A 19,711-nucleotide genomic window follows, 5' to 3' on the forward strand; every position below is an offset into this window, starting at 1 on the left:
CATCGGGATAAAGTCGAATATGACAATCATAATAATTGCTGGCCAAAGCATCGTCATGAGCTCCAACTGGGTTCGAAGATCGTGCCCGAGCCTGAACGATTTTTTTCTTTTGATATTTGCTGTCGGGATGCCTCCCTCAATGGCGCCATTTGCCATCATTCGTCCCTCCCTTGAAAAACAATGATAATGCCAAAGTGCAGCATGGAATGCACATGCACTTTGGCACTATTCATCACTCAAATCATACTATTAAGAATTAATGCCTTTAACCGTTACGCCCATTTCCTGCGACTTCTTCTGAAGTTCCGCGTCCAGCGCCGCATCAAGCTCGTCAACCTTCAATTTCTTCAGCATGGCGACAAACTCGTCATAAAGCTTGTTGAACGCTGCTTCATCCTTCGCCAATACCATCTTGGCAACCTGAGCTTCCATGTATTGCTGGATTTGATCTCTTATTTGTGCATTTTGGCTTCCGGCCGCATAGAAATCGCCAGGCAATGCCAGTACAGACTGATCGTATCTTACCACTTCCGGCGATCTTCCATAAGCCGTCTGCGCTTCCATTTGAATCAATCCGCCGCCGCCTTCTCTTTTCGTTGGAGCCGGTTGCACGTTTTCAAGGAATGCCATATTGGCGAATTGCCAGAAGATATCCAATCCCGTTTTGGCGCTGTCCTTCTGATCTTGTGTACCTTTCTCCGTTCTTGTAAAGAGGCCTTTGTCATCTTTCGTGAAATGAACGCCTTCGATACCGAAGTTATTGAGAGTCATCCCTTCGGTGCTGGTCATAAAGCTGAGCCATTTCGCCAACTTTTCCGGTTCCTTAGCCGATTTCGAAATGTACGTTTGCATCCAGCCTGCCCCTGGTTCAGACCCTCTAGGGAAAACAGGTTTTGTGCCTTCGTTCGACAAGATAGTGCCAGGAGAAACCCAGAAATCAAGCGTATCGAATTTGCCCTGAGCTGTATTCCCGATGAACATAAACACACGTTTGGACAAGAGATTGGCTTCGATCGCCGCATTATCCGTCGTCATCTGACCGGCATCGAAGTAACCGCCTTGTGCCGCTTTAAACAGAAATTGAATGGCTTGCTTGTGTTCCGGAGCCAAGAGAATATTTCTAAATTTCCCGTCTTTATCAATAGGCATAGCGCCAAAAGATCTTTGAAGAAACTGGAGCGTCTCGCCATGATAGTTTTTACCGTGTATCTGAAGCGGGATAACAGGCTGGCCGTCAACCATCAGCTTCATGTCCTGTACCTTTTTGAGAGCCGCGAGCACGTCATCCTCGGTTTTCAGATCGGTAAGGGCAATGCCTGCTTCCTTCAAAATATTCGAGTTGACCAAAACGCCTTTGTTTTCACTGTATTTTGCCACATCTTCAAAGTAAGTGTTTGCATACGGATATACCTTTCTCGCGTCATCGCCGCCCATATGACTCGGAATGGCATACCAGTCGCCATCGCGTTTGACAAGCTGCTTCTTTACATCTTCAGGAAAGTCTTTGAGCAAATGGGATTCCGGATCGTATTGCTTAAGAAATTCTTCCAATTGCCAAACCTTGCCGGCTTGAACCAGCTTTTTCCCCATATCAGGGCCTACGGTCGTAATGATATCCGGGAAAGCGTCCGTCGTTGAAACCATCATCAGATTCAATTTCGTGTCGCCGTCCTGAGCCGGAATGTTATAGCTGAAGGTAAGCCCTGTCTTTTCCGTAATTCCGCCCATTATTGTTCCAGACTCAGCGTTCCATTGAGGCGGGTTCCAGAATCCTGCTGTCGCGAACCAGTTCACATTAACCGGCGCCGCAGGCGTCTCGGTTTTCACTTCGTTCGTCGGTTTGGCTCCGTTGTCGGTACCGCTTCCCGATTGGTTGGCGCTGCAGCCTGACAACGCAATCGTTGCGGCCATCGCCAATATTGAAAACACTTTCAATTTCATACTATTCAATCCCCCTGTGTTTAATGGTTACTGCTTCTACATCATAGCCTGCTATCCCGGTGTATCATATGTTTCGATTTTTATATTTTGGTGTTCATTTCAGATAGCGTTTACATTTTGCGATACTTGCTGGGCGTAATGCCGTAGTGCTTTTTGAACAGCTTGTTGAAATGAAAGTAATCCTTATAACCCACACGCTCTACGATCTCATGAATGGACAGCGTTGCGTCATGCAATAATTCTTTGGCCAAGTTCAACCTTTTGTTCATCACATACTCCGAATAAGTTTTTCCTGTTTCCTTCTTGATCATGGTGCTTAAATATCCGAGACTGATATTGAACTCCCTCGACAAAAAACCAAGCATAATATCTTCCGTAAAGCTGGAATCGACATGTCCGATGATCTTCTTTACCGTCTCGTTGGAAATGTGCAGCTCATCCCCCGATTTCTCGAGGAAGATGGCCTTCAGCCTGTCGAACAACTGCTCGATTGAGCTGTAATGACGAAAGATTTGATAATAGTTCAAGTATTCAATTTCATAAATGGCATTGCTGTTACTGTAATATTTAAAGAAGAGCGAGACGATTTGATTGTAAAGCGAAGAGATTTGGTCGATCTGCATATTCCGCGTCTTACAGTCCTCGCATAGCTCGTCCAGCCCTCTGTTCAATTGCTCCGGCTTCTGTTCCTTAATGGCCAGTTCGATTTGCAGGACCGTCTTCGCCAGCTCAGATGCATGCTCGGCCGCTTTATATTCGATTATCCGGTCCACTGGTCTGGTAAATGAACTGCAGAGGGCGACATCCGATTCCTGGTAGAGTTTGGCAACGGATGCCGAGTAAACGCCGATGCCGCTAATCCCGATAGACTGGGCGTGAGACAGATGTTCAGAGATGAAATTCAATAATCCGACCGGATTTTTCAACTCGTCGTAATTGATCAGGTAGGAGACTTTATTTTGCCCCGATCGAAAACGCAAATAACGGACGCCGGCAACCGCCGCTGCCCGCTCATCGGGACCGGAAACCGAAGATCCCTCGTAGAGACAACTGACAAACCGATAGTGCGGATAATCAAATGCAATTCCCCGGCTGGTCAAAAAGTTATGGATTTTCATTTTATGGTCGGGCTCGAATAATTCGAACAGATCATCCAGAAACAAATCCAGACTTTTTTGTGCTTTTTGCTCCTCCTCCAACTCCTTTTTTAAACGTGCCAACGTATCCGTCAGCTTGTTTTTGTCGACCTGCTTGAGCAAATAATCGAACGCACCGAGCCGGAGCGCCTGTTGCGCATATTCGAATTCCGAATATCCGCTGATCAGGATCACTTTGCTAGGCAAATCGTGCAGCCGGATATGTTCCAAAAGCTTAATCCCGTCCAATCCCGGCATGCGGATATCCGAGAGGACGACGTCCGGCTTCTTCTCCATAATTATCTCCAGAGCCGACAATCCGTTGTGCGCTTCTCCGATTACGGTGTAGCCAAAACTTTCCCATTCCACCAATTGTTTAATCCCGTACGCAACCCAAGGCTCATCGTCTACGATCAATACCGTGTGCATCGTTTTACAACCTCCAATTATTCTGCATAGTCTTCTAAGGGGAAGGTAATCTTGACGGTTGTACCCAAGCCGGTTTTGCTCTCGATGAGCAGATCCGCCTCGTCTCCATATAAAAGCTTGATTCTCCAGTAAATATTGGATATACCTATGCCCTGCTTCGCATCTTTCGCCGCCTGTCCTTCATTCTCGAATAATCTCAGCCGTTCGGTCAACTCCTGGAGCTGTTTTTCTTCTATCCCGTTTCCGTTATCCTGTATGACGTATTGAACTTGGCTCCGCGAGATCTTGTGCACGTGAATCCGGACCGTGCCGTTGTCGATCTTTCTCTCCAATCCGTGGAAAACAGCATTTTCCACAATCGGCTGAAGCAGCATTTTAATCGTTTTCAGCTTGAGTATATCTTCATCCGCATCGATCATTACCTGTATTTTTCCCATGAACCGGAATCCAATAATTTTTGCGTATTCCTTGACGTGGGATATTTCGTCCTGAATCGTAACAAAATCGCTCCCTTTGACCGAGTATCTGAACATGTTGGACAAGGAGGCCGAAATATCGGCAATATCCTGAACTTTGTAATAAAAAGCCATGGCACGTATACATTCCAGTGTATTGTACAAAAAATGAGGGTTGATCTGATTGCGGTATGCCGATATTTCCATCTGTTTTTTCGTGATTTCCATTTCGTACATTCGCTTTTGCGTAAACTGAATCTCTTCGCTCAGGGAGTCGATTTCGTCCAGCATTTTATTCAAACTGACGGCGAGAACGCCGATTTCATTATGGTATGCCACATGGATGCGGCTTTCTCGGCCCACTTTCGGATAGGACTTCATAAAATCCATCAGCGCCTTTACCGGCTTTAAGATACGGGTAAAAAAAAGGATAAGAAAGAGACCAAGTATACAAAACATGACCGCATACGTCGCAATGTTCAGCCTTTGAACGGTATTCAATTCCTGCAACAGCTCGTTCTTCGGAATGATGCTGATCAGTTCCCACCCGGTCTCAGACAGCGTGCTCGTCTGCACGATATACCGGTTGTCGTTTTTCCACTCCTCTAACCGGAACGTATCGATGTTGGGCGTATTTCCAACGCTTGCCAACATTTTTTTGTTTTGATCAAGGAGCAGGAGCCGTGAATTGGCTGTAATTTTTGCATTCTTCAATATATTGCTGAAGTTTCCGACATCCATGACAAATACGCTTGTTCCCTTGTAATCCCTAGCAGGAGTGTTTTTCAAATTATGAATCGGAACGGAAATCGAATAGTACGGGATTATTTCACCCGTATCCGGATCCGCTAATAAACCGGAATATTCGATATTTGGATCCGGCAGTTTGACGGATTCGCCGGTTCCCAGACCTAGAGTGGCTACTATCGTCCCTGACCGGTTGTAAAGCTGGATGCCCCGAATATTATCTTTCAATGTGGTGGTATTGGAGAACACCGATATGACCTCGTTGTGCATGAGAATCCTGGATAAAGAGTCATCCGCGTCCAAGTAAGCTTGTACCGTCGGACTATACAGCATCGAAACCGAGATTCTCTCCATGTCCGCATAAAAGCTTTTCATCTTATCTTCAACCTGAAGCAAAATTTTGCCGGCGGAGTCCGTAACCTTGCTCTCGACTATACGTTTGGCAATCGTGTTCGAGATGAAAAATGAGATCAGAAGAATGACCAGCATCATCAAGATCAAATAAAGGATTTGCCTGGTAAGGCCAAGATTTTGGAATCGTAGCATGATTATCCATTCCTTTTCGTATTTTTCACTGTTATAACCGGAAGTTGGTCAGTAAATATCGTCCCGACTTCTTTCTTGAACAGCTGGCTTTTCCATTTCAACAGTTGCCGAAAGCGCCGTAAGCGACCGCTCTTTGTGTGAAAGCAAATTCTGCGTAACCGCTTACTAAAATTAACAGGACGAGACTGAACGCATCCTTCAAATTATTAATGAGTTCAAGCCCGCTCATGCCGGGCATCCGAATATCCGTAAATAGCGGCATCATGATGACGACTTCGGTGCCCATTCCTGCTTTGCTGTTCTTCATAATGCCATATTCGTCCCCGCAGCTCAACTTGATCCGATTGTTAACGTTTTCCAGACCGATGTTGACCGTTCGGTTGTTACGGTTTTTTCCATCCATAACGGCTTGCAATTTTTCAACGTAGATGGAATAGATTCGCGCTCCCTCTAATCGACAATTTTTTCAGATATTCCATATTTTCACGACCTCTAAATGACCAGGGTATGAACGATTCGGATAATTCTATTATAACAGCCGCAGCACATATAAAAAGAGCCGCCTTTTCGCGACTCTTTTGTTGCTACGTATTTATCGCTCATGGGAATCCTTCGTTCTAAGGCCGAATAATCCGTTTTTCCTTCGCAGCTTCCAGCCAGCGCGGAAACTCATTCAGCAGCTGGTCGTACAGCGACTCGTCGGAGACGGCGGAAATGTCGTCCAAATGGATGAAGTTTGCGTTATCCACAAGGCGGCCCTCCATCGTATCCAGCTTTTTCAACACCTCGAAATCGGAGTCTCCGATGCCTACGAACTGCCAGAAAATCGGCAGTACCGAAGATGCCGTAATCACTTTCTTGATCGGCTTCACGACGCCGCCATCATTAATGAAAATAATGAACACTGGCATACCGTCATCCTGCTCGACCGTATATTTGCGAATCACGTCCTCCATGACCGGCGGCTCATTGTTCCGTCCAAACTTATGGATGGCATCGTTGTTCAAAATATGCGTCTGCACATATTGGTTAAAATCTTTTTCCGTCACGGAAGGCAATCGGCTGAAATGGGTGTCGTACACCCACACGTCAAGCGCGGCGTTATCGTCGAACTTGCAGGCAACCGCCAATATGCGCTCGACGACTTCCTGAACGGTCCCGTTTTTGTACAAGCCCTGCATGGAGCCGGTTATATCCAGCACGATGCCCACCTTTGCCGTGACATTCGTCAGCTTCTTCTTTTCTAACGTGATTTGTACCATTTTTTTGCGCAAGTCGATGATCGGCAGGGCAGCTTCCTCGACGGCAGCCGCCGCCTCGGCAGACTCTTCCTCCACCTTCAGGCCAAAATTCGTGCACAAGGACGCAAGCCCGCCGAAAAAGCCGCTGCCGACCGCGTTAAATTTCCATTCCCCGTTATAGCGATATAACTCCCCGACCACGACAGCCGTCTCGTTCGTAAAACCGGTGCCGCAATCGAAGCGGAACAGTTCCTCCTCAGTAGCCGAATTGACCAAACGTACATAAAGCCCGGATACATCCTTCATGTAGTGACCCAGCCGCTCTCCTTCGTGAATCGTTATCGTTAATGCGATTTTCGAAATGCTTTCCGGCATGCGGGATAACGAGACCTGGATGACCTCCTGCTCGCCGGTACCCGTCGCCGAATGAGCAACGGACCCGTCACGAGCCTCGGGATTTCCGTAAAAAATAAAATGCTCGTCCCGCTCACACTTGCCGTCGCCGGATAATAGAAATGCGGCCGCGTCTAAGCTCATTGGCGATACACCGATTGTCCACCCGAAACGCAGGCTGAGCAATGAGAGGTTTCGTCCCTTTGTTACGTCTGCCTTTTGTCCCTTTAACAGCTGCATTTGGTCAACTCCGTTTCAGTAGGCTGGCTATTTTTATTTGGAGCAACTCTCTCAAATCCTGTATTGATGAAGAAAACATTTCTATTATAGCTCAAATCAGAGAATAAGGAGAGACGTTCATGGAATTCTTGCCCTCGATTTCGAAACCGCTTTTTATTATGTAAAAATAGAAGTATATCACAGACTGTGTCTTAAAAAGATACAATCAGCATTATTGTTCAACCAAAAAAATGGACTGTTCTAGAAGAACAATCCGCAAAGTTATGGCCATACCTCATTTGTTGCCATCCATGCAAAAAGCCCGCCCGGATACAGGTCCGGTGCGGGCTGGAAATGCTGCAGTCAGCCGTATTTATAGGTGATGCCGTACCCCCCTTTTGGGTAAACCCAATCGATGTTGTCGTAGGGGCATGCGATCCGGCACGTCCCGCATTCGATGCAGTTTTCATACGCGACGGTCGTCAGCTTCTGCTTTTTGTCCCAATCGTACACATCGGACGGGCAAAAATAATTGCAGTCCTTCTTGACGCATTTCAGACAGTTGTCCCGTTCCTTAATGATTAGATGGGATACGTCATCGCACTTGTAGCGGATCGTAAACAGCTTGTCGGAAATCGAATCATTCATCCGTTCATCGCCCTCCAGCCTTTGTAGCCTAATTTCAGTAAATTCATCGTCCCGCCGGCAGCGTCCTTAATTAATTTTACGGCCATTTTTTGTTTTTGTGCCTTGGAGACCCCGTCAACCAGAAACATCTGATAAGCGGCTTCATTGAGCGCCGACGGCAGCTTGTCGAACAGCAGCTCCGGATCTTGTTCCTTCAGCAGCTCGTGCATCCCTTTATATTTCTTCAAATCCTTCTCGATAAACGAGCTTCGGATCTTCCGGTCGTACAGCTGCAGCGTTTCCCATGAAAAATCGTTCTTCAGTTTGGCCTCCACGATGGCCTCGCCTGCCAGCCTCCCCGACGTCATGGCAAGGTTCGTACCCTCCCGGTGAACGAGATTGACCATCTGCGCCGCATCCCCTGCGATTACCCAGCCGTCTCCGGACAGCGAAGGCATCGAATGATAGCCGCCTTCGGGGATAAGATGCCCCGAATATTCCAGTACCTCTCCGCCCTGAATTAATTTGCGGATCATCGGATGCTGTTTCGCCGCCTCCAGCACGGCGTACGGCTTGATCCGCTTCTCCCTCAGCTGATCGACCATGACGCCGACGCCCAGCGAGAGCGTTTCTTTGTTCGTATACAAAAATCCCATCCCCGCCATCCCTAAAGAGGTGTCACCGATAAACTCGATCGTGACGCCCTCGTCGCCTTCCAGATTGAACCGGTCCTGAATTTTCTCCCTCGGAAGGGCGATCACCTCCTTCACCGCGAGCGACACCTCATCGGGCCGCCATTCCTTATGCACGCCGAGCGATTTGCCGAGCAAGGAATTGACACCGTCCGCAATGACGACGACGTCAGCGTACAGATCGCCGTCGTCCCGATCCGTCTTCACGCCGACGACGAGGCCGTCTTTTCTAAGCAATTCTACCGCGACCGTTTGATAGACCGGGATAGCCCCGGCCTGAACCGCTTTGTCGGCAAACCACTGGTCGAACTTCACCCTGAGACCGGTGAAGCAGTTATAAGGCGCCTTGTAGGCTTCGTTCCGGTGACCGAACGTCGTTACGGATTCCTTGCCCATCATCCATACCCGCTGCTCGACGATGTAGCGCTCCATCGGGAACCCTTTTTCCGTCCAAAATTCGGGGATCATTTCCTCCAGCTGTTTCCGGTACAGCACCCCGCCGAAAATATTTTTCGAGCCGGGAAACTCGCCCCGCTCCAGCAGCACGACGCGTAGCCCTGCCCGGGCCATCGTCAGCGCGGCTGCGGCGCCGGCCGGTCCCGCACCGACGACGACCGCGTCAAACTTTTCGTTCATAATCCTTCACCTCTTCCCGCGAAAGCGCCCGTTTCTTCTTCACTTCGGCCGTGATGGCAGGGACGATTTTGAATAAATCCCCGACGATGCGGTAATGCGCGGTCTGGAAAATAGGCGCTTCCGGATCTTTATTAATCGCCACGATCACGTCCGAACCCGCCATTCCGACGATGTGCTGAACCGCTCCGGATATGCCGATGGCAAAATAAAGCTTTGGTCTTACGGTGCAGCCGGTTTGCCCGACCTGATGCTCATGCTTGATCCAGCCCGCATCGACGGCTGCCCGGGAAGCGCCGACGATTCCCCCGAGAGCGTCGGCCAGCTCCTTCAGCATGGCGAAAGGCTCCGGTCCTCCCAGCCCCCGGCCGCCGGCGACGATGATTTCCGCTTCCTCCAGATTGATTTTGTCGCGTTCCTGGATGAAATCCAGCACCCGCGTCGCAATTTGCTCCTCGGTCATCGCGTTCGCGATGAGGATGACCTCGCCTTCGCGGGTGGTATCGCGAGGCAGCGCCTGGAACACGCCCGCGCGGGCCGTAGCCATCTGAGGCCGATACTTCTTGCATAAGATCGTAGCCATCATTTTCTCCGAAAAGGCGGGGCGGCTAGCGAGCAGCAGCCGCGACGGCGGCGGCTCGACATCCAATTCGGTCGTATCCGCAGTCAGTCCGGTCGGCAGGTGGGTAGCGATCGCGCCGGCTAAATCCCTGCCGGTGCCCGTCGCGCCGAACAGACAAATTTCAGGCTTAGCCTCTCCGATGACCTTCATCGCGACACGGCTATAAGGCCTCGTCCGGTACGCTTTCAGCTCGGGCGCCTCGCACAAAAATACTTTGTCCGCACCGTAATAAATCGCTTCCTGCGCCAAATGCCCCACCTCATGCCCGATGACGAGCGCCATCAGTTGAACCTCCAGCTTCCCCGCGAGCCTTTTCCCCTCCCCCAGCAGCTGCCAGGAAACCTTCTTGGCTTCCCCGTCCCGCTGTTCCACGACAACGAGCACGCCCCGGTAATCGGACCAATCGGACGTTTGTTCCGCATCTCTTGCAGCAGTCATCTGCATCCCCTCCTAAAGGTTACGTCCACCCGAATCTTTCCGGCAGATCACTCTCCCACAGCTTATTTACCAGCTCCCCGGCCACTTGCTCGGGAGTATCGCCGCTTACGATTTGGCCGTTTATTTTTCTGACTTCGGGCACCCAGGTTTTGCTGACGATCGTCGGCGATCCTTTCAAGCCGATCTTGGCGTTGTCCAGATCGGGGAAATCGGCGGTCGTCCATATGTACGGCTTGTAACCGGCAGCCCGGATCATGCCCGGCAGCGAAGCTCTGCGGACTTTGTTCAGCTCCTTAAGCGCGGTAATAAGCAGCGGCATGGAAGACTCGACGACCTCAAGCCCGTCCTCCAAATACCGGTGAACGGTAACTTTCCGACTGATGGGGTTCACATCGGCGACCTTTCCCACATACGTCAGCTGCTCCAGGTCCAACCGGCACGCAATGCCGGGACCGACCTGCCCGGTATCCCCGTCCAGCGTTTGCTTGCCGCAAAACACGATGTCCGCTTTCCCCCACAGCTCCTCTACCTTGCGGATCGTCCGCGCCACAACGTAAGAAGTCGCAAGCGTATCCGCGCCTGCAAACTTCCGGTCGGTGACGAGAACGGCCTCGTCCGCGCCAAGCGAAATGCATTCCTTCAGCGACTTCTCGGCAGGAGGCGGCCCCATGGTGACGACCGTGACTCTGGCGTCATGCTCATCCTTGATGCGCAACGCCTCTTCCAGGCCGTGCAGATCGTAGAAATTGACGATGCTCGGCACGCCCTGGCGGATTAACGTATTGTTGACGGGATCGATCCGGATTTCCCGGCTGTCGGGAACCTGCTTGATGCAAACGATAATATGCAGCACTCGTGGCACACCTCCTAATAGTTTTTACGGCTTCACTGAATCGACTTCCATGAACGAGCAAAAACTCGCTTCGGAAGCATAAGTCAAATCTTCGCCCAGTCGTCCCAGTACGGATGAACGTACTTCTCGGTCAGCTCATCGTTACGGGAGCTTGCTTTGATCGCTTCCGAAAGTCTCCATGCTTTGTCAAAGGTTGAGGGGACCGTCGTATAGAAGAGCGGAGGAACAAGCCAAAAGACCCTCCCTTTCGCCACCGGGTAAACGATCGTTTTCCAGCCGGCGTCGATTTCATCCTCTTCCCACATCAAGGCGATAAGCCAGTTCGCGAATGCATGGCGCTTCCCGTCATTGCTGATGTAAATCTCGCCCAACTGTTCCTTGTCGCGCTGCCCGATCGGAATATGCGGTCTTTGGAAAAAGCTCTCCAGATTCAGGAACTGGCCCATGCCTACAGCCCCCTCGCCATTTTTATTAAGAGCTTAACGATTAAGATTATTAAACGCTTTCATATTTACCATGGCGTGGTAAAGGTTACGGTTCATTATATGCGGGACCGGGGAAATCTTTCTTTATATTCTTCCATAACGCAAAAAAGACACCCGCAAAGGTGTCTTCCGCAAAAAATTATGCGTTGTAAGTTCAACTTATATAGATTCATTTCTTGTTTATTCGTATGCGGAACACCTGGGCCTAATACTCAGATGGCATTTTTTTATAAGCTTTCAAACTTTCATATTCTTCCATGGTAATCGTTAAGATGGTACCATGCTTATAACCATATGGGAAAGTAAAGGATTTATCCGAACGCATAAATCTTCCTGTTGACATTTTCTCTGCTATGAACGGAACATACCCTTGTTCTTCTGCGGAACATCCATAAAAATCCAAGAATAAGCACCATCTGCCATCTTCCAATTTAACTGCTGTTGGAGCTTCATATTGTCCTGATTGCAGTGACTCCATGCTATTATCAAATTCTTCAATCTTCTCAAATGGTCCAGTTATATTTTCTGATTCCATAAGAATAATTCTAGCAGGATTCTTTTCACTCTTTAAGAATAAATAATACTTTCCGTCTTCCTCATACATTGCAGAATCAATGACTCCACTGTCTTCTTTCCGATATAAAACCTTAGCTTCTGTAAAATTCACAAAATCTTTTGTTCGGGAATAATAGATTCCCTTTTCTCCATAGTTATTGCAGCTATGGGATGATGACCAGTGAATAACGTAATCATCATTTTTCTTATCATAAATAAGATCCGGTGCCCACAAACAGCCGAAGTCTTCATCTCCCAGTTTTATCATCCTCTGTTCTGACCAGTGAATCAAATCATCAGACTCCCAGAGGACAAGACATTTGCTTCCGTTTCTTGATATTTTGTCCCATGAATGTTGATACTGATTCAACATACCATACGACAAACTTAAGTCTGTTGCTAAAATAAAAAATTTACCTTCTTTGGTTCTAGTAATCGTAAAATCTCTTACGCCCTTATCGCCATAATAACTCCATAAAATAGGATTTCCATCATTAACTTCTTCCCAATAAAAGCCATCCTTACTAACTCCGAAGTAAACCTGTTCTCCGTCCGGTGTTCTCTTCTCCTTAAAATGTACAAATAAATAAGCTTGCATTATTTCTAATCCCTCCCTTTGTAATATGATCGATCTAGAGTTTCCGTCAAATCTAAATACAGTAATTTACTGCTAAGGGAATTCACATTCAAAAATTTGCAAATTCAACAGGTACACTATACTGTATTTTAGTTTTATATGCGGGGGAGGCGTTTCACCGCCCCGTTTACGCGGGCATCCTCTACAGCTGCATCTGCTGCATCAGCCCATCTTCGCCGAAGGTGAGCGGGTCTATGCAGACTTCGCGATGAAAGCCTTTTCCCTCTGTAAACCGGGTCAGCGGCGTGACAAACCGGTGATAAGCAATCCAATACTTATCGGTGCCGGGCTCCTGGAGAATCGAATGATGAGCGGTGCCGAGCATATCCTTTTCCTTATTTTTGACAAGAACCGGATAGCGGTAAGTTACCGGCCCGTAAAGATGCTCCGCCGTGCCATAATTCACGTGGTAATCCTCGCTGCCAGTGTCGTCGCAGGACCACGTGAAGTGATACTGCCCGCCGCGCCTCAGAACGGTGACCGCCTCCCGGAAATCGTGCAGGCCGACAAGATTCTTCATCGTATCCTCAATTACGTTTACCATATCTTCACTGAGCCGTACAATTGCAGGGTGTGCATTTCCAAACAGCAGGTACGCTGTACCGTCATCCTCAAAATAGACGGATGGGTCTATGGCCTGGCCCATGGTGACACCAAGACGCTTCGTCTGTTCCATGGTAACAAGCGGCTGCGGCTGTGCGCGAAACGGGCCTACCGGAGTCTCGGCAACCGCAACCCCTATGGCGCTCTCTCCGCTTTTCATTTTGCCGCAAAAATAATAGTAATATTTACCATTTTTGTCGGCAATGGCCGGTGCCCATGCGCTGCCGACAGCCCAAGGTACATCTTCCGTCGCAAGATCCAAAATCACTCCTTCATCTTTCCAAATACGCATGTCAGCCGAAGAAAACGCATGAAATTGCGTACCCGACCAGCCCGTGTAGCCATCGGTTGTGGGATAAAGGTAATAGCGGTCGCCGAACTTCGCAAGATCCGGGTCGGCGAATTGCCCTAGCAAGGCCTGATGGCCATCGCCAAACGCCGCCAGAAGGCGGCTGCATTCGGCAGCGGTAATAGGGAGGACTCCGCCGTGGCGTTTCTTGGTTTTTCCCAAATCGAACGACCCTTCCGGCAGAACCCGGAATTCACCGCCATCAAGGTCGGAGGTCAGCAGGGGGAGGTAGCCCTTTCCTTCCGCAAAGCGATCCACAATAAGGCACCACTCCTCGCGATCGTTCAACTTGTAAATTTGGGGGCCTTCCACACCTAGCAATTCTTCCAAAACCGGAGCGGGAAGATCGGTGAATGAGTCTTTTTCCAGCGATGTGCCTTTTTCGACCCGGATATTCTTAGTCGTTTCATCCTTGGAAAAACGGTAGTAGGCACCGTTGTGTGCAATGATCGTAGTGTCAATGATGTGGTTTTCCCGTTCAATATATTTTTCAGGCTCTGTAAAGCTGCGAAAATCCCTAGTGCGGGCGCTATAGATTTTTTGTTTCCGCTCTTTCTCCTGCGGTTCCTGCGTCGCGGAGGCCCAAAACACCAGGAAATCGTCCGCGGCTTCATCATAAATAACCTCCGGCGCCCAGACGCAGCCGGCGCCCGGTACGCCAAGGGTGACTGCCCACGGTGAAGACCAATGCACCAGATCGGCGGATTCCCATATGATAATGTCGCGGCTTCCGTTAGTCGACGCAGCGGTCCAGCCCTTTCCGTTTGCAATGCGAAGATCCGTGGCAATCAGATAAAACTTGTCCTCCTTGGGCGAGCGCACGATAAACGGATCCCTCACGCCCTTTTCCCCCAGTTCGGAACGCAGAACCGGTAACCCCGCATTCAGGTCTTTCCAATGCAGGCCGTCCTCACTGTAGGAGAAATAAACCTGCTCGCCGTCAGGCTGTTCCCCGATAAAATGCACCAAAAGATAACCTGAATAATTGCTATTATATACTGACAAAAGATAGCCCCCTAAATAAATTAATATTGCATATAGATCTCCACATGTACCCTTGCGGTTAACCCTCTCATATTTTCCCGGGTCAATGCCCTTACATTCCTTCGCTCTACCTCGATAACGAGTTTGGAGATGACCTTCTCATTATTGATGTCGTTCTTGGTGGGAGGTTTTTACTTTTATGAAATATTGTATTAATATAATTGTTAATTCAATGATAAAAACATTAATTCATGTTTCATATTAAGACATATTTGACTGGAATGCAATCCTTAATAAAAAGCCTGTAGTCGGCAAATGTTGCCGCTACAGGGCAGCATTCGTTTTCCGATGGGAAACTGATTCGAATCCCAATAAGGATTGATGAAGGGTCTCAGCTCTGTCCGCTCAGGCGGTGAACCGGTAAAGATCTTCACGAGAAAATAGACCACTGATGTATTCAGCGGTCTGCCTTACAAATTCTGTATCCGTTTATTCAGTGATTTTTCCTTTTTTTAGAAATTAACATCATTTATATTAAAAAATTGCGATGTCCATTTTGTATTTTTCTCGTACCATAGCGCGTAATTCGGGTCGGAAAATGGCCTATCCGATCCCGCAAAATGTTTTCAATTACCCAAGCTTTCCGCGTCCACCATTCATAAGTTCTTCCCGATTCTTGTGCGGCTTCCAGATAATCATGGGTTCCGGCATCGATCACCTTATTAAAAAGTTTTAAATGTTTGTTTATGTCTGTTCGTTCTTGCCGGACTAGCCGCAGCAGAAACACCAAAAAAAACGTGGATTTTTTCATCAGCTCCGGCGTGGAAAGCTCAGCATAATCGGCGTAAAAATACGAATCGAACACAAGAGGCTTCCGACTCACATCGTTCGGAACGTCAATCGAAACCACCGTCATCTGACAAAATGTACAGTAGTACTGGTCTGCATCAAGCACAAGTGCTAAGTGACAATAAGGGCATGTTTTCATTAACATCTCCCCTTCCTGTTTCGTTTAAGCACCCGCCGGTCATTGTTCAAAAATATATCCAATTTTTAAGTGCGGATTGATCCACCGGATCCTCTCCGTCCCGATCCTTGGTGACAATCGCATTGTTGTTTCCTTCCTGTTGATCATTCATGGTTCGCCCCTTTCGGGACCTAAACATGCCTTAGTTTCTTCACGCTTTCATGGTAGGTATTGAGCAATTCGTCGAGCCTTTGGGACAGATCTAAAACCAGCGGTGCATTAAAACCGTACTGTAAGGCTAACTGATGCATGCTCGACCGGGCTTCTTCAATCCGCTGCAGAAGATCGTTCATTTGCCCCCCCCTCTCTCTAGCCTTAAAAAAGCTTCAAATCTTCAAAACGTAATTGATGATCTCCCGTTCGAAGGAGACCCTTTTCGTAGTATCCAAGATTGAAAAAGCTACCGCTCGAAACGGCCGTAAGGTAGACACACCGACTGGAACAATCAGTTGTTGGAAAGCGCAATAAATGTTCGCTCTATCTTCCGCGGCGCACCTGATGGTGAGCCGGACCATTTCTGGCTATCCTGAAGGGGCACGAGCTTTGCATGTACGGCAACTCAGGTGGATCATCCAAATGTTATCAATCGCCCTCCTCACTTCTAATGAATAAAGCGTTACGGATCACACTATCCAAGATGTGATGCATCTCCTCCTATGTATGCCTATTTTTGAAAACATTTACGTAAACGTTTAACTAAATGTTCAAGACCATATGTAAGCGTTTTCTTTGTTGTTAAACTAATATTATTCTGCTACTGTTAATCTGTCAATAATCCCTTTGCCGTTACCTTATTGCCAGTAGGTACGGTCTTCATTTTTTTACAGATAAAGACCCACTTCTGCTGTTTTTGTCCTGAAATCTAGGCGATTTTTCGAATAATATTCAATCCTTCCCACAGCGTCCCTACAACCGGAGTCACTTCGATTGTTATGTAAAGCCGCGCTGACAATCTGCATAAACTTTGGCTGGCCATAAGCTCCAAATCCAAGGTCCGGGCATTAATCCCCGCCTTTTAATAGACGGGGATTGAAAAATGGTGAGGATGACCGATTACTATTTACTACGTTTTACCTGTTTTGCGGAAGTACTGAGTCGGGTATTACCGAATTTCTTTGTTGTACAGGCTTTAATAGAAGGCATTCTTGTTTTAGTGGATGCCTTCGAACAAATAAAACAGCTGCCGGATTGGTTGGAAAATCGACTGTACGAACCGCGGGAACCGCTTGAACGGTTGGGATTTACGATTTTTGTGGTCAGTACACTAAAAGCGGTGGACACCTTTCAAGCAAAAAGAAGTGGCGGCTCGACAGATTTGAAATGGATATACATTAAACGCGGATTATCGAACAGCCAGTGATTGTGTACTACTGTAACTTCGATGCCGCGCATGCGGAGTTCAGAAATAAACGTCTTTTAAAATAACCGTTTCACCTAAATTAAGTGCATTTCCTTGACTATCAAGATCTTCAAATGAAAATAAGGCAGCTCAAGCGCCGAGTTGGTTCTTCTCCCCTGAATTAACGGGCGAAGGTTGTTACGGAGTCGCGTTACCGTACAAACACCGTTTACTACATAGCAGTATCAGGGAGAAGGTTGTCACCACTTTGGGAAGTTTTGCAAAACCAAAGAAGGACCGTCGATGCGGTCCTTCTTCGTAAGAACGTTTATTCGTACCAATATCTCGGGATAATCTCTCTTTCCTGCTCCAACAACTCTTTAATAATCATATCCGCATCATGGATGGAATTAATTAGCGGATCGGTCATCATCGCCCTTCTCAATTTCAAGAAGTTCCGTTCCACAACAGCCTCCGCAGTTAGTTCGTGCGTATCCAGTACCAGTTCCTGCATCCCTCGAATTCCTCGCGGCATTTCTCCCACGGGAAGCGGCTTGGCTCCATCCATGCTTACCTCGCATAACAGTTCAAGGAACGAGTCGTCGTTCATATTAGTAACCGCACCGTTATTGAGCGTATTGATGAAGAAGCGTTTCCCCAAATTGCCGACCATGTTTTCGATAATATCTGTTGCATGATCGGGGCCGAAGGTTTTCATATAATCGGCGATCGGTATATTCCCGGTAATGAAGTCGTCCACTTGCTGCCACATCTCTTCGTGACGCTTATACCGGTCTTCCGTTTCCCAAATCTTTAAAGGCGGGATGGCGTCGTTCGTCTTGCCAAGCCCCTGACAGTACCGGACGTATTCTTTGGTATGGGCCGTACATGTCGGGACATACCCGAAAGTATGATAAAGCTCATAAGTAATGGCATCGTTATATAGCGCTTTCGCGCCGGTATCCCCGCCGTTGTTTTCCGTAGCCGCCGACTTTCTTAATGCCTCGGCGATCGGGGCCATAACGTCCGTTCCGTCATACTCCGCCTTAAGCAGCCAGGTGAAGTGATTGACGCCGGCCACCCGGAAATCGAACTTCCGGTCGATCTCCTCGGTAAACTCTTTTCTATCCTGAATGATCCCCGCTCGAACCGCATAATACGCTTTTATGTGCGGCATATGATGACTGTCGCACAGTGCGAACGATTTTAGATTCGGCGCATACCGGCTTAAGGCGATCCCGTGAACCGTAGAGGGATTAATATAATTGATTGCCCATGCGTCAGGACAAAGTTCTTCAATATCTTTGGCACACTCCATGATGACCGGCAGCTCTCTCATCGCCCTAAAAATCCCGCCGGGACCGATGGTATCTCCCGAACACATGCGAATACCGTATTTTAAGGAGACTTCGCAATCGATGCCGCGATATTTTACCGTATCCTCGGCAAAGCTAAGAACTACGAAATTCGCGCCTTTCAGTACCTGTCTCCGATCCGTCGAGCCTTCTACCTTTAGCGGTACATTGTTTTCCCTTGCAACCATTTCGACAAGTCTTACCATCTTGGATAGTTTTTCTTCATTCGTATCTACCAAGGCAAGCGTACCGTTGTTCAAATATTTCGAGTGAACCATTTGCCAAATCGACTGTCGCCCAAAAAACAAACTTCCTGCTCCGATGACAACCACCTTCGGTTGCTGCACTTTCTCTCCGTTCATGTTCAAGATCGAGTCCCTCCTAACTGTTTATAGCCTAATTATAGGAGAGTGGTTCCGAAAGAAGAATATGAGATGGTTTCGGATATATGTCAAATAGTAAGATTATTCATGATTATTATTATTAATGGTATAGTGATATTATTTGAAAAATGTCTTGTGGTAAAGGAAGGCAGTGGATATGAAACGGACGGACATGGGAATTCTCAACGAATTGTCGGAATTCATCGCGCTTCGCATGAAATCTTTTTGGGAGCCTGTTCACGACGGGAATTGGATCGAGCACAAGGCACATATCGATTACGATCTTTGGTTCGTTCAATCCGGAATCGTCAAAATTACGATAGACGGCATCGAACATACGGCAAATCCGGGAGACGTCGTCTTATTTTACCCCGGGGTGCCCTATAGGCAGCTACTACCGGTGAAGGTTGTCGGTTTATTTATGTTCATTTCGATTTCGGGATCGGCAAGCAGCAACGCATTCTTAGCGATTTTCAGCTCTCGGGAATCATTCCTAAGGATTTGATCCGGAAAGAAGCCGCCCTTTTAGGAAAATCCTTCCTTCAATCAAAGCAGCTAAGCAGCATGCCGGGGAACCGTTTGTATTTAAAGGCTTGTCTGACCGCCGTTGTCGCTAAAATCATTGAACTCCACGGACAAGGTCTATATATTGGAGCATTTATGAACGGGAGAACAACGAAAAAATCCGAGAGAAGTTTGGACGTCTTGCAGCCTGTTTTCACATACGTAACCGACCATCTGCATCAATCCATTAAAATGAACGAACTTGCGGCGCTTGTTGGCCTATCCGAAAAGTATTTTATCTCTTATTTTAAAAAAGCCTTGGGCATCACACCGGGGCAGTACATTTATCAGATTAGAATGAACCAAGCGAGAGAATATCTCTACGAAAAAAAGTATACGGTCCAACAGATCGCCGGCTTTCTCGGTTATCCCGACGCGTTCACGTTTTCGAAAGCTTTTAAAAAATACTATAACGTTCCTCCGTCGAAATTCGAGTAATGTGGAGGCCTTTTTGACGA

General features: G+C 47.9%; 18 protein-coding genes and 1 pseudogene. 2 read left to right on the top strand and 17 right to left on the bottom strand.

Going from position 1 to position 19,711, the window contains the following annotated elements; all coding sequences use genetic code 11:
• Window positions 1-249 precede the first annotated feature (249 nt).
• The 17 genes and pseudogenes from ASG81_RS12065 to ASG81_RS12135 form a co-directional block, all read right to left on the bottom strand.
• Window positions 250-1,941: a hypothetical protein gene (locus tag ASG81_RS12065; protein ID WP_056633984.1), complete on the bottom strand. Its 1,692-nt coding sequence runs from the start codon at window positions 1,939-1,941 to the stop codon at window positions 250-252.
• Between the two features lie 110 nt (window positions 1,942-2,051).
• Window positions 2,052-3,506, bottom strand: a complete 1,455-nt coding sequence (locus ASG81_RS12070; RefSeq protein ID WP_056633988.1) for a response regulator transcription factor — start codon at window positions 3,504-3,506, stop codon at window positions 2,052-2,054.
• Between the two features lie 17 nt (window positions 3,507-3,523).
• The gene (locus ASG81_RS12075) at window positions 3,524-5,254 is read right to left on the bottom strand and encodes a sensor histidine kinase (RefSeq protein WP_056633991.1); all 1,731 of its coding nucleotides are present in this window, start codon (window positions 5,252-5,254) and stop codon (window positions 3,524-3,526) included.
• A gap of 97 nt (window positions 5,255-5,351) precedes the next feature.
• Complete coding sequence (locus ASG81_RS12080) at window positions 5,352-5,657, bottom strand: response regulator (protein ID WP_155971457.1); 306 nt, start codon at window positions 5,655-5,657, stop codon at window positions 5,352-5,354.
• A gap of 214 nt (window positions 5,658-5,871) precedes the next feature.
• On the bottom strand, window positions 5,872-6,516 hold the full coding sequence (locus ASG81_RS32710; protein WP_056634135.1) for a vWA domain-containing protein: 645 nt from the start codon (window positions 6,514-6,516) through the stop codon (window positions 5,872-5,874).
• Between the two features lie 96 nt (window positions 6,517-6,612).
• A pseudogene (locus ASG81_RS32715) lies at window positions 6,613-7,128 on the bottom strand (TerD family protein); the annotation flags it as partial.
• Window positions 7,129-7,470: 342 nt separating this feature from the next.
• Window positions 7,471-7,755, bottom strand: a complete 285-nt coding sequence (locus tag ASG81_RS12090) for a ferredoxin family protein (RefSeq protein ID WP_056633997.1) — start codon at window positions 7,753-7,755, stop codon at window positions 7,471-7,473.
• Window positions 7,752-9,062, bottom strand: a complete 1,311-nt coding sequence (locus ASG81_RS12095; RefSeq protein WP_056634000.1) for an FAD-dependent oxidoreductase — start codon at window positions 9,060-9,062, stop codon at window positions 7,752-7,754. The genes ASG81_RS12090 and ASG81_RS12095 overlap by 4 nt, the downstream gene beginning before the upstream one ends.
• Window positions 9,046-10,119: an electron transfer flavoprotein subunit alpha/FixB family protein gene (locus ASG81_RS12100; protein ID WP_056634003.1), complete on the bottom strand. Its 1,074-nt coding sequence runs from the start codon at window positions 10,117-10,119 to the stop codon at window positions 9,046-9,048. Before ASG81_RS12100 ends, ASG81_RS12095 begins: the two co-directional genes overlap by 17 nt.
• 19 nt (window positions 10,120-10,138) lie before the next feature.
• Complete coding sequence (locus ASG81_RS12105; RefSeq protein WP_056634006.1) at window positions 10,139-10,972, bottom strand: electron transfer flavoprotein subunit beta/FixA family protein; 834 nt, start codon at window positions 10,970-10,972, stop codon at window positions 10,139-10,141.
• A gap of 83 nt (window positions 10,973-11,055) precedes the next feature.
• Complete coding sequence (locus ASG81_RS12110; RefSeq protein WP_056634009.1) at window positions 11,056-11,418, bottom strand: hypothetical protein; 363 nt, start codon at window positions 11,416-11,418, stop codon at window positions 11,056-11,058.
• A 244-nt stretch (window positions 11,419-11,662) separates the two neighbouring features.
• Window positions 11,663-12,610, bottom strand: a complete 948-nt coding sequence (locus ASG81_RS12115; protein WP_056634012.1) for a glycoside hydrolase family 43 protein — start codon at window positions 12,608-12,610, stop codon at window positions 11,663-11,665.
• Between the two features lie 181 nt (window positions 12,611-12,791).
• Window positions 12,792-14,606: a family 43 glycosylhydrolase gene (locus tag ASG81_RS12120; protein WP_056634015.1), complete on the bottom strand. Its 1,815-nt coding sequence runs from the start codon at window positions 14,604-14,606 to the stop codon at window positions 12,792-12,794.
• 508 nt (window positions 14,607-15,114) lie between these two features.
• Window positions 15,115-15,573 (bottom strand): hypothetical protein, encoded by a 459-nt coding sequence (locus tag ASG81_RS12125; RefSeq protein ID WP_056634018.1) that lies wholly within the window; start codon window positions 15,571-15,573, stop codon window positions 15,115-15,117.
• Between the two features lie 170 nt (window positions 15,574-15,743).
• Entirely contained in the window at window positions 15,744-15,905 is a 162-nt protein-coding gene (locus tag ASG81_RS29825; protein WP_081417289.1) for an aspartyl-phosphate phosphatase Spo0E family protein, read from the bottom strand.
• A gap of 991 nt (window positions 15,906-16,896) precedes the next feature.
• Window positions 16,897-17,004 carry a DUF1259 domain-containing protein gene (locus ASG81_RS33945; protein ID WP_442952864.1) on the bottom strand — a complete coding sequence of 36 codons (108 nt, stop codon included), beginning with the start codon at window positions 17,002-17,004 and terminating at the stop codon, window positions 16,897-16,899.
• Between the two features lie 275 nt (window positions 17,005-17,279).
• Entirely contained in the window at window positions 17,280-18,668 is a 1,389-nt protein-coding gene (locus ASG81_RS12135; RefSeq protein ID WP_056634138.1) for a family 4 glycosyl hydrolase, read from the bottom strand.
• 178 nt (window positions 18,669-18,846) lie between these two features.
• Between ASG81_RS12135 and ASG81_RS32720 the strand changes: the two genes are divergently transcribed.
• Both ASG81_RS32720 and ASG81_RS32725 read left to right on the top strand, forming a co-directional pair.
• Window positions 18,847-19,194, top strand: coding sequence for a cupin domain-containing protein (locus ASG81_RS32720; RefSeq protein ID WP_235548842.1), 348 nt, complete (start codon window positions 18,847-18,849; stop codon window positions 19,192-19,194).
• Window positions 19,195-19,253: 59 nt separating this feature from the next.
• Entirely contained in the window at window positions 19,254-19,691 is a 438-nt protein-coding gene (locus ASG81_RS32725) for a helix-turn-helix transcriptional regulator (protein ID WP_235548843.1), read from the top strand.
• The last annotated feature ends 20 nt before the right edge of the window (window positions 19,692-19,711 follow it).

The organism is Paenibacillus sp. Soil522 (assembly GCF_001428245.1).
Classification (GTDB): domain Bacteria; phylum Bacillota; class Bacilli; order Paenibacillales; family Paenibacillaceae; genus Pristimantibacillus.

Coding starts and splice junctions, on each gene's coding strand:
- ASG81_RS12065 (WP_056633984.1), bottom strand. CDS start 1,941: ATGAAATTGAAAGTGTTTTCAATATTGGCGATGGCCGCAACGATTGCG.
- ASG81_RS12070 (WP_056633988.1), bottom strand. CDS start 3,506: ATGCACACGGTATTGATCGTAGACGATGAGCCTTGGGTTGCGTACGGG.
- ASG81_RS12075 (WP_056633991.1), bottom strand. CDS start 5,254: ATGCTACGATTCCAAAATCTTGGCCTTACCAGGCAAATCCTTTATTTG.
- ASG81_RS12080 (WP_155971457.1), bottom strand. CDS start 5,657: ATGGATGGAAAAAACCGTAACAACCGAACGGTCAACATCGGTCTGGAA.
- ASG81_RS32710 (WP_056634135.1), bottom strand. CDS start 6,516: ATGGTACAAATCACGTTAGAAAAGAAGAAGCTGACGAATGTCACGGCA.
- ASG81_RS12090 (WP_056633997.1), bottom strand. CDS start 7,755: ATGAATGATTCGATTTCCGACAAGCTGTTTACGATCCGCTACAAGTGC.
- ASG81_RS12095 (WP_056634000.1), bottom strand. CDS start 9,062: ATGAACGAAAAGTTTGACGCGGTCGTCGTCGGTGCGGGACCGGCCGGC.
- ASG81_RS12100 (WP_056634003.1), bottom strand. CDS start 10,119: ATGACTGCTGCAAGAGATGCGGAACAAACGTCCGATTGGTCCGATTAC.
- ASG81_RS12110 (WP_056634009.1), bottom strand. CDS start 11,418: ATGGGCCAGTTCCTGAATCTGGAGAGCTTTTTCCAAAGACCGCATATT.
- ASG81_RS12115 (WP_056634012.1), bottom strand. CDS start 12,610: ATGCAAGCTTATTTATTTGTACATTTTAAGGAGAAGAGAACACCGGAC.
- ASG81_RS12125 (WP_056634018.1), bottom strand. CDS start 15,573: ATGAAAACATGCCCTTATTGTCACTTAGCACTTGTGCTTGATGCAGAC.
- ASG81_RS29825 (WP_081417289.1), bottom strand. CDS start 15,905: ATGAACGATCTTCTGCAGCGGATTGAAGAAGCCCGGTCGAGCATGCAT.
- ASG81_RS33945 (WP_442952864.1), bottom strand. CDS start 17,004: ATGCGCGGCATCGAAGTTACAGTAGTACACAATCACTGGCTGTTCGAT.
- ASG81_RS12135 (WP_056634138.1), bottom strand. CDS start 18,668: ATGAACGGAGAGAAAGTGCAGCAACCGAAGGTGGTTGTCATCGGAGCA.
- ASG81_RS32720 (WP_235548842.1), top strand. CDS start 18,847: ATGAAACGGACGGACATGGGAATTCTCAACGAATTGTCGGAATTCATC.
- ASG81_RS32725 (WP_235548843.1), top strand. CDS start 19,254: ATGCCGGGGAACCGTTTGTATTTAAAGGCTTGTCTGACCGCCGTTGTC.